The sequence below is a fragment of the Campylobacter sp. RKI_CA19_01128 genome, from assembly GCF_025771175.1.
Lineage (GTDB): Bacteria > Campylobacterota > Campylobacteria > Campylobacterales > Campylobacteraceae > Campylobacter_D.
The window spans coordinates 90036-101216 of record NZ_JAKMPU010000006.1 but is presented as its reverse complement, the minus strand read 5'-3'; the positions used below and the strand labels follow the sequence as shown (position 1 = coordinate 101216).

The following is an 11181-nucleotide window of genomic DNA, read 5'->3' as shown; positions in this document are numbered from 1 at the left end:
TATATCTTTTGACTTTTTTATATGTTTTATAAGTTTTTCTAAAATTTTTAACTCATTAGTATCCTTTTTGCTCTATCTAGATCCATTACAATAATAAGTTTATCAATATAAGGTGCTTTTTCTATTTTATAAAGAATGTTTTTATATGAATTATTATTTTTTAAATTTTTTACATCTATTTTAACATTATCATAATTTAGATATTTAAAAAGGGAATTAAAATAATCTTCTTCTGTTTTACCTTCACACCAAATCTGTATACTGGGTTTTGTTTTTTTATTCATCATAAAGCCCTTTTAAATAATCAATATATGCTTTTTTCTTTTCGCTTCTAATATCATAATCGTAGTAAGTTATTATCTTACTCTCTAGGTGTTGATCTTTTTGAATTAAAAATATTTGTTGTGAATTTAAAAAACTAACATCAAATAATAAAACATTATGAGATGAAACAATTAATTGTCCATTATGATTTTCCTCTGTATTAATAAGATTGTTAAATATAAGTATTAGCGCCAAAGTGCTTATTGAAGAATCTAATTCATCAATAAAAACAATTTTTCCTTCCTTGATAATTTGGGTTATTTTATCTGCAAAATATACTATTTTTTTAATACCTTCTGATTCTATTTGATAATTAAATTTCTTTCCATTGCGAACAAAAAAGATTTCGTATATATTCTTTCCATCTTTTTCATACTTTTTAAACTCAAAATCTTTTATAGTTTTATCTAGCAATTGAAAAATTTCCAAAATACTTTCTTTGTGTTCTAAAAAATATTTCTTTTTATTTTCTTCAAATTCAAAATTATATTTTTTTGAATAATTACTATTCATATAAACTTCGATATTGTTTATAAGATTTATAAATATTTCTTTTTGTTTTATGTCAAAATCTTTTAAGAAATAAAATATATTTTCACTAAGATTTCTTGAAAAGAATAACTCTAGCTGTTTATTTTTTTCTTTGCTATCAATATTAAAAATAGCCTTATCATTCTCAAATTTATATATAATTTTATTATTTTTCAAAAAAGATTCTTTTAGGATATATTTTTTATCAAACTCTATCGAATATGTAAAAATATCTTTATCGTTATTAGATAACTCAATACTTAATTTTATAGAATTTGAATTTTCATTAAAGGCATTGTTTGTTAAATGCTCTCTTAGGGTATGAGAAAAGCCATATTTAATTATATTTAGTAAAATTTTTACGCCTATAAAAAAGTTAGTTTTTCCGCTAGTATTCTTTCCAAAAAAAACTGCTGATTTCATAGGTTTCCCAGCTTGTGATAAATTAAAATTATACTCGTATTTTGTATTTTTCAACTTACTTTTTGGCTTTGCTGTAAAATCAACAATTTGTGTTTCTATTCCAAAAGAATATAGACCAGATATTTCTATTTTTCTTAACATAATATTTTCCTTTTGTGTTATTATAAAGCATTGATAGTTAATATAAACATAAAATATGTTTATATTTACAAATATATAGTTTTAAAGTCTGTTTTGATATTTTTTATAATATTCACTAAAGAATTAAAGCTATAAAAATGAATTAATAAAAATACATTCTTAATCAAGGTAAAAAATAAACAACTTAGCAAATTTCAATATTGCACTTCATAGATATATAAAATATTCGTATAAAACTAAATTCACAAAAATATATTTGCTCTTAATGATTTAAATGAAACATTCAATAAATATATTTTGAAATATTGTTAAGAATAAAATAAGTTATTATGAAGCCCTTTGAAATTAATATAATAATTATGGCTTCAAGGAAAACTAAAGCATAAAAACTGTATAATAAGATATCTCTATAAAGAAAACACTACTAATCTCATAAGCTTTCTAGTGGGTATAATATCCATTTATAATTACACAAAATAAAAATACAAAACTTTTATATTTATAAGTTACAAAGTTAATTTTTGATATATTCTTTATATTATTAGCTTAGGAGTTTTAATGAGTGCAAACGAAACTACTTTTGAAATCATCTTAGAAAAATTAAAAAAAGCAAATTTAAACACTAGATCAAAGGGATCTATGTTTGAAAAACTTTCAAAACATCTTTTAAAAGAAAAAGATACAGCAAATATTTATAAAAATATTTATCTTTGGGATGAATGGGATAAAAAAGATGGGCAAGATCGTGGTATAGATCTAATCATTCAAACAAAAGATGATGATTATATTGCAGTTCAATGTAAATTTTATGAAAATTCAAAAGTAGATTTTAAAGATTTAAGTACTTATTTTAGCAAGTTGCAAAGTGGAATAGGGGAGATTAAATTTAGTAAAGGCATTATTATAAGTGCTAGCGATCTCACTCAAAACGCTAAAAAAGAGATGAAACAAATTTTAACACCTATAGAATTGATCACTTTAGAAGATTTTTTAAGCTCAAACATAAGTTGGGATAAATTTGATCCAAATAATTCTTTAGAGCTACCAATTACTGCAAAGAAAAAACCAAGAGAACATCAAATACAAGCCATAAATAACACAAAAGAATATTTTGCAAACAAAAATAACACAAGAGGCAAGCTTATCATGGCTTGTGGTACTGGGAAAACTTTTACATCTTTAAAGATTATAGAAGAAATTACTCCTAAAAATTCCATTGTTTTATTTTTAGCTCCTAGTATAGCTTTAGTAGGGCAAACATTTAGAGAATATTGTAAAGAGAAAACTGATGATTTTGTTGCTTCTATTGTATGCTCAGATAGTAAATCAGGTAAAAGCATTGAAGATGATATAGATATTTTAGAATTGCCCATTCCTGCTTCTACTGATACACAAAGCATTAAAAAAGCTTACGATATAGCTAAAAAAGACAACAAAAGATTTATCATCTTTTCTACTTATCAAAGTGTTGAAAAAATCATGCAAGCTCAAAAACAAAACGATCTTGATGAGATTAATCTAATCATTTGCGATGAAGCTCACAGAAGTGTAGGAAATTTATATTCAGGTAAGGAAAAAGATAAACTAAATACTTTTACTCTATGCCATAGTGATGAAAACATCAAAGCCAAAAAAAGAATTTACATGAGTGCTACTCCAAAGATTTATTCTAGTTCTCAAAAAAGCAAAGCTTTGGAAAGTGATAATGAAGTATTTTCTATGGATGATGAAGAAATTTTTGGAGATGAAATTTATAGTATTAATTTTAGAGAAGCAGTTGAAAAAGGCTTACTTACCGATTATAAAGTTATTATTTTAGCTATCAAACAAGAAGGTATTGCAAACATAGCAAATACAGCCATAGCAAAATTAAAAGATGAAAAAAATGTAGATGAAAAATATGTAGATATAGACTTTGTATCTAAAATCATAGGTACGCATAAAGGTTTAGCAAGAAATGATTTAGTTGCTCTTGATGAAAACAACCAAATAGATAATGACTTTTTAGAAGAAATGGATAGTAATATTTCAAGAAGAGTTATAAATTTTTGCAAAAGCATAAGAGATTCTAAAAATATAACCAATTCTTTTAAAATTATTATGCAATGCTATGATGAAGCATTAAAAAAAGATTCTTTTAAAAATCTTGATATAAACATAGATCATGTTGATGGAACTATGAACTCCAATATAAGATTAAATAAACTAAATAATCTCAACTCCCCAAAAGAAAATACTTGTAATATACTAAGCAATGCAAGATGTTTAAGTGAAGGTGTGGATGTACCTGCTTTAGATAGTGTAGTATTTTTTGATGGAAGAAATTCTATGGTAGATATAATCCAATCAGTAGGTAGAGTAATGAGAAAAGCTCCAAATAAAAAAACAGGTTATATCATACTGCCTTTAGCATTAAGTGAGAATGAGCTTTCAAATTTAGATGAGGCTATAAAAAATACCAATTTTTTAAATATATGGAATATCTTAAAAGCTCTAAGAAGTCACGATGATACCTTAGTAGATGAGGCTGTATTTAAAGAAAAGATCAAAATAGCTGTGGCTGATTATGTGGCAGATGAAAGCTTAAATAATACAGATAAAAACTATGAGCCAAGCTTGTTTGATAGCTTTACCTTAAGCGAACTTGCAAACACGATGTATAATGCCATACCAACTAAACTTGGTGATAAAGGTTACTGGCAAAGCTTTAGTGCAAAAACAGCTAAAATAGTAGAAAAATTAAACATTAGATTAAATGCTATCTTTAAAGATTATCCTGAAATTTTAGAAGAATTTTTAACTTCCTTAAAAGAAAATATTCACCCAAACATCAAAGAAGATGAAGCCATAGATATGATATGTTCTCACATTATAACTAAACCTATATTTGATGTTTTATTTGATAAAAATATGGATGATAATCCTATAGGAAAAGCTCTTGATGAAGTAAATCAAAAGTTAAATACCTTTGGTTTAGATGATGAAGAAACAAGATCTTTAAAAGCCTTTTATAAAAACGTAGAAGAAAATGTAAAATTAGCAAAAAGTCAAAAAAGTAAACAAGAACTCATTAAAAACTTATACGATACTTTCTTTAGATCAGCTTTTAAAAAACAAGCTGAAAAATTAGGTATAGTTTATACTCCTATACAAGTGGTTGATTTTATACTTCATTCTGTTAATGAGCTTTTAAAAAGACATTTTAATACAGATTTTAACGATGAAAATGTAAAAATCTTTGATCCATTCACTGGAACTGGAAGTTTTATCACAAGATTATTAAGTAAAGAAAATGACTTAATTAGTGATGAAAATTTCAAAAACAAATACGAAAAAGCAATTTTTGCTCAAGATATAATCCTGCTTGCTTATTATATAGCACTTATTAACATTACTCAAACAGGTAATGAAAGGATAAATACTTTAGATAAATTTAAAAATATAGCCTTAGCTGATAGTCTTGATTATCTAGATAAAAAAACACAAGATAATGGCTTATTTGCTTTGGAATTTAAAGATTTAGAAGAAAATAAAAAGATTAAAGACTTAATAGCCAATGAAAAAATAAAAGTTATCATAGGCAATCCTCCTTATTCAGGTGGAGCAAGTAGCGAAAATGATAATAATGCAAACATTTCTCACCCAAATTTAGAAAAACGCGTCAAAGATGCTTATGGCAAAGAATCTGTAGAAAAAATTGGAAAAACAAGTAGGGACACGCTAATCCAAGCTATACGCATGGCAAGTGATAAAATAAAAGATAATGGCATCATAGGCTTTGTAGTAAATGGAGGCTTTATAGATGCAACAAGTGCTGATGGCTTTAGAAAATGCGTAGCTAAAGAATTTAGTGATATTTATATTTTAAATTTAAGAGGAAATGCAAGAACTTCTGGTGAGCAAAGAAAAAAAGAAGGCGATGGTGTATTTGATAGTGGCTCAAGAGCAAGTGTAGCTATAGTATTTTTTATAAAAGATACAAATGCTAAAACAAATAAAATTCACTATTATGATATAGGAGATTATCTAGATAGACAAACTAAGCTTGATAAATTAGAGAATTTTAAAAGTGTATTAAATGTGCCTTTTATAAATATAATCCCAAATGAAAAAGGCGATTGGATCAATCAAAGAGGAGATGATTTTGATAATTTAATGCCTTTAAAAAGCGATAAAAACAATTTAGGTATTTTTATAATAGAATCTTATGGAGTTGTTTCAGGAAGAGATGCTTGGGTTTATAATTTCTCTAAAGAAAAGCTTTCAAATTCTATGCAAAAATGCATAGCTACTTATAATGAAGACTTAGCTAAATTTGACCACCAAGCATTTTTAGATAAAAATAAAAATGTTAAAAAATCAGAACTTTATAAAGAGTTAAGCGATAAAGATATAACTATAGATGAAACTAAAATTGCTTGGGTTCAAAATTTGAAGAACAAATTCCTTAATAATGAAAAATTAGAAGAATTTTCCATAGACAATATTGTACTTTTTTCATACAGACCATTTCTTAAAAAATATTGTTATTACTTCAGAGATCTTTTATGGAGTATTTATAAATTGCCAAAATTATTCCCTAAAAATACAGATGAAAATTTGCTAATAAATACTACTAAAGGAAATTTTTCAGCTTTAATATCTGAGAATATGCCCGATTATCACTTTATAGGTGATACTCAAGCTTTTCCACTTTATTTTTACCAAGAAAATGGAAGTAAAGAATACGCTATAAGTGATTTTGCTTTAGATGAATTTAAAAAACAATTAAAAGATGAAACTATAAACAAAGAAGATATATTTTATTATATCTATGCGATATTTCATCATAAAAGTTATTTGGAAAAATACAAATTCGAACTTTCAAAAGAAGCCCCAAGAATTTCTATAAGTAAAGATTTTAAAAGCTTAAGCATCTTAGGTAAAAAGCTAGCCACTTTACATTTAAACTATGAAAATAATGAAATTTTTAAAGAAGTAGAATTTAAAGATGGTATCTTAGCTGATATAAACAATGATGAATTTTATAAAGTAACTAAGATGAAAAAACTAGGAAATGACATTTTTTATAATCAAAATATCACTATAAAAAATATACCAAATATTGCTTATGAATATAAAATCAATGGCAAAAGTGCGATTGATTGGATTATCGATCGCTATCAAATAAGTGTTGATAAAAAAAGTTTGATAGAAAATAATCCAAATGATTATCAAGGTGGTAAATATATCTATGAACTTCTTTTAAAAATCATTAATTTATCTATAAAAAGTGTTGATTTGATAAATGAGATTAGTAAAATGGAGTGTGAGTGATGAAGAAAGAACAATATAAAGCATTTTTAAATACTAGTATTGAAAATATTAAAAAAGCACTTGATGAAAATTATTTAAGCATATTTGCAGGAGCTGGAATCAGTGTTAATTCCGGCTTACCTACTTGGAGCGAACTTATAAATAATATTTCAAAAGAACTTTATGGTAACGAAAAATATTCTGAAGATAATTTAGTTTTAGCAGAAAAATTTTATAATCAGTTTGGAGAAAATTATTATTATCAAAAGCTAAGCGAATTTATTCCAGATAATAAACAACCAAACGACTTGCATAAAAAAATAGTAAAATTAAATCTAAAAAATCTTATCACTACTAATTGGGATAATCTATTTGAAAAAGGAATAGATGAGGAAGGTTGTTTTTATAATATTATAAAAAAAGATGAAGATATAGGATTTGCAACTGGATTTTCAAAGCTTATTAAAATGCATGGGAGTTTAGAAGATCAAAATATAGTTTTTAAAGAAGATGATTATCTAAAATATTCTGATAATTTCCCCTTAATAGAAAATTATATCAAAGGTATTTTTTCTACTGATTTGGTAGTTTTAATGGGATATTCGCTTAGTGATAGCAATGTAAAACAAATCATTTCATGGGTAAATTCCAAAGCTAGCAACATAAAACCTGTATATCTTGTCAAAATAAATAAAAAATTTGATAAATTAGAGTTTGATTTTTATAAAAATAAAAATATTTATATTTTATATTTAGATGAAATATATAAAAAAAATGATTATGAACAATTTTTATATGATTTCTTTTTTAAAAATGAAATTAATAATTCTATTGACAATGTATTAGATTTGTTTTTAGGTGATTTAGATAAAAAATATTTTGATTTAGATATGTTAAGCAATCAAGAGATAAATGATAAAGTGGAGGATTTTTTGCAAAGATACAAAAATTGCAAATTTATAATACCAAAGCTACTAGTACAGGATTTAAAGAATTATTTTCAAATAAGCTATCAAGAAATTAACTTAGATTCGCTAGCAATTAGAATAAATAATAATAAATTAGCTGAAAATATAAAAGAAGAAACTTTTAATAAAATTGCAAATTTAACAAATACCATGGTGTATACTTGTAATAAAGAATATGGGAAATTGAAAAATAAATTTATATTAGATAAGGATTTATTATATTTTAATTATGATTATATAGAAGATAAAATAAAAAAACTTACACTAAAAAACTTGAGTGATGAAGAAGAACTAAGTTTAGCTTTTTGGCTTTATCAAAATGAACATTATATACAATCTTATAATGCTTTAAAAAGAGTATCTAAAAATGCTTTTAAAAATAAAAATTACACTACTTGGTTTATAAGTGAAACCAATAGAAAAAACTTTGTATTTAGAAGTATAATTGAAGAAAACGAAATTGAAGAAATAAAAACTTATTTAAAAGAAATGGATAAAATCAACATAAGTGAAATGTATTTAAAACTTCCAGAAAAAAATAGGAACGAGATAGCCCATATAAAAGATTTTGATTTTTTTATAGGAGAAAATATAATTAAGACTTATGTTCTTAAGGAAGAAATTATAGAAGAATATAATAGACATATCAAAGGAGGGCTAACTTTTGATAATAAATTTTATTTACTTTGTAATATTTTTTCCAGGATTGTCAATCTAGAAGTAAGACTGAAGATTATATATGAGTTGAAATCTATATATAGTAACATTATAGAAGGATTGTTGATTTACTATTCTATCAATGGACTAAAAACAGAAAATTCTTATAAATACACCAAAGAAAATATTTCTATTGAAGTTGAATTGAATGTATTTAGTTTTGCTATAAAATATTTTAAAAGCCAGGAATTAAAAAAGATCTTTGATAAATATTTTAAGCAAAATTACATATTGAAATTAAATAACAATAAAGATATAGATAAAATTAATAAAAATATTTGTAAAAATTTTACTACTTCAGGATTTATTGCAACTAAGTATAGTCAATTATTCGATAGTTTTTTAGTAATTAGTTCTTGGGTAGATTTAGCTCAAGAAAATTTTGAATTAATCATAGATAGTTTTAATGAAAAATTGGAAAACAATTTATTAGGAATTAACCAATATGATAGCATGAACTATTTTTTATCTAATCAATACCAAAAAAATAAAAATTTAGATTTTTCTAATATAGCTAATATTATTAAAAAATATATAAATGCGTTTTTAAGTGGCAAATTAGGTAATAACGATACATTAGTTTTGCGGTATTCAAATATGTTTTATGATGTTTTTAAAATACTGATTAATAAAAAAATAAAATTAGAAGATGATTTTAATCCGAAAATATCAGAATTTATAGCTAATTTAAAAAATAAAAACATAAATGATAAGTATTATTGTACAAGGTATTTTTTGGGATTATTAGGTCATATTGTTTCTAAAACTATACGAAAAGAAATAGATAATTTTAATCTAGAATGTTATAATCAGGTCAGAAATGAAAATAAAGATTTATATACACTAGAATTAGGATTTTGTTTATATAGTGATAAAAAAATACCTAAAGAAGAATATGAAAAAGTGTTCTTTGAGATCAAAAAAAGAGTAAAAGAAGAATATGATAAAAAAATATCTAAAATGGAACTTAATAATTTAGGTGAAATTATGCACATTTTAGATTTTATAGAACAAAATGAAAAAAAGATATTTGGAGAAGATAATGAGTGATATTAAATCAATAAATGATTTATTTGGGTTGAATTTTGTAATTCCATCTTATCAAAGGGGTTATAGATGGGATAAAACACAAGTTAGAGATTTATTAGAAGATATATGGAATTTTTGTGAAAAAGAGGATGATAAGAAAGATAGTTTTTATTGCTTACAGCCGATTATTGTAAAAAAATACGAACAAGATGAGAAAAAATATAAATTAGTTGATGGACAACAAAGACTTACTACTATATATATGATTCTTTCTCATTTTAAATTATATATGGATGATAGTAGATATGAATCATTTGAAATAGAATATGAAACTAGAAAAGATAGTAAAGATTTTTTAAAAAATATACAAGAAAAATACAAAACAAATGAAAAAGAATCAAATATTGATTTTTATTATATGAGCAAGGCTTATGAATATATTGAAAAATGGTTTAGTGAAAATAACAACAGAAGGCAAGAATTTTTTAGAATTTTAACATCACAAAATAATATAGCAAAAAATGTGAGAATTATATGGCATGAAATAGAAGATAATGAAGATGAAAGGGAAGTATTCTCAAGAATAAATAGCGGAAAAATTCCATTAACTAATGCCGAATTAATCAAAGCCTTATTTTTAAATAGTAATAACTTTAAAAAAGAAGAAGTTGATTTAAGACAAATTGAAATTTCTAAAGAATGGGATGAAATGGAATATGCCTTACAAAACAATGAATTTTGGAGATTTTTAACTAGCGATGAAGATTATCCAGCAAGAATAGAGCTTTTGTTTAAAACTTACTACAAAATAAAAAAAGATGAAAAATATGAAGACTCTTATGTGATTTATAGATTTTTTGCTGATAAACTTAAAGGCGATAATAAGCTTAAAGTTTTAGATGAAATTTGGTTAGAAGTTAAAAAAATATTTTTAACATTTAAATATTGGTATGAAAATCATAAGTTATATCATTTAATAGGCTATTTAAATGTTTTAGAAAACAAAGAAAGCGAAAAATCACTAGTTAGTCTTTATAAAGAATCTTCAAAAAAGAGCAAAGAGGATTTTGTGCTATTTATAGAGGAGCAAATTAGTAAGCGTGTAAATGTAAAAAATATAAGTGAAATAAAGGAAATGAGCTATGAAGATAATAAAAATGAGATAAAGAAGATATTATTGCTATTTAACATAGCTACATATTTAGAGAGTGATATAAGATTTTCATTTGATAAATTTATATCAGAAAAATGGAGCTTAGAACACATAAATCCTCAAAGCAGATTTACCATAAAAAGCAAAGATGAAAAAAAACAATGGATGAAAGAAATTATTGATATTTTAAAATTACTTCAAGATGATAATTCGAATGAGCAAACAACTTCATTATTAAAAAAACTTATTGATAATATAAATGAAAACATTGATGATAAAAAATTTGCTGATATAACTAACGATGTTTTTGAATATTTTAGTCCTGAAGATAAACATAGTATAGCTAATTTGACTTTGCTTTCGCTTGATACAAATAGTAAGCTTAGCAATCATATATTTGCTATTAAAAGAAATAAATTAAAAGAAGATGAAAAAAATGGAAAATTCATCCCTTTATGCACTAAAAATGTGTTTATGAAGTATTATAGTGAAAAATTTGATGATATAAAAAATATTTATTTTTGGACTAGTAGTGATCAAGATTCGTATTTAAAAGCTATTGAAGAAAAAATCAATGTTTTTATAAAAAATGGAGAATAA

The 11181-nt window shown here is 24.0% G+C and carries 5 protein-coding genes; 3 read left to right on the top strand and 2 right to left on the bottom strand.

The features are described 5' to 3' along the window. Positions 1-47 precede the first annotated feature (47 nt). Both L8U98_RS05550 and L8U98_RS05545 read right to left on the bottom strand, forming a co-directional pair. The gene (locus L8U98_RS05550) at positions 48-284 is read right to left on the bottom strand and encodes an RloB domain-containing protein (RefSeq protein ID WP_263725422.1); all 237 of its coding nucleotides are present in this window, start codon (positions 282-284) and stop codon (positions 48-50) included. Then, entirely contained in the window at positions 277-1419 is a 1143-nt protein-coding gene (locus L8U98_RS05545; RefSeq protein ID WP_263676538.1) for an AAA family ATPase, read from the bottom strand. The genes L8U98_RS05550 and L8U98_RS05545 overlap by 8 nt, the downstream gene beginning before the upstream one ends. Positions 1420-1977: 558 nt before the next feature. Here L8U98_RS05545 and L8U98_RS05540 point away from each other — a divergent pair. The 3 genes from L8U98_RS05540 to L8U98_RS05530 are packed head-to-tail and all read left to right on the top strand — an operon-like array spanning position 1978 to position 11181. Beyond that, positions 1978-6735 (top strand): type ISP restriction/modification enzyme, encoded by a 4758-nt coding sequence (locus tag L8U98_RS05540; protein ID WP_263725421.1) that lies wholly within the window; start codon positions 1978-1980, stop codon positions 6733-6735. Continuing rightward, positions 6735-9449, top strand: coding sequence for an SIR2 family protein (locus L8U98_RS05535; RefSeq protein ID WP_263725420.1), 2715 nt, complete (start codon positions 6735-6737; stop codon positions 9447-9449). The genes L8U98_RS05540 and L8U98_RS05535 overlap by 1 nt, the downstream gene beginning before the upstream one ends. Next, entirely contained in the window at positions 9442-11181 is a 1740-nt protein-coding gene (locus L8U98_RS05530) for a DUF262 domain-containing protein (RefSeq protein ID WP_263658003.1), read from the top strand. The genes L8U98_RS05535 and L8U98_RS05530 overlap by 8 nt, the downstream gene beginning before the upstream one ends.

Excerpts from the sequence above, each read along its gene's own strand:
- L8U98_RS05545 (WP_263676538.1), bottom strand. The coding sequence starts at position 1,419 with ATGTTAAGAAAAATAGAAATATCTGGTCTATATTCTTTTGGAATAGAA.
- L8U98_RS05535 (WP_263725420.1), top strand. The coding sequence starts at position 6,735 with ATGAAGAAAGAACAATATAAAGCATTTTTAAATACTAGTATTGAAAAT.
- L8U98_RS05530 (WP_263658003.1), top strand. The coding sequence starts at position 9,442 with ATGAGTGATATTAAATCAATAAATGATTTATTTGGGTTGAATTTTGTA.
- L8U98_RS05540 (WP_263725421.1), top strand. The coding sequence starts at position 1,978 with ATGAGTGCAAACGAAACTACTTTTGAAATCATCTTAGAAAAATTAAAA.
- L8U98_RS05550 (WP_263725422.1), bottom strand. The coding sequence starts at position 284 with ATGAATAAAAAAACAAAACCCAGTATACAGATTTGGTGTGAAGGTAAA.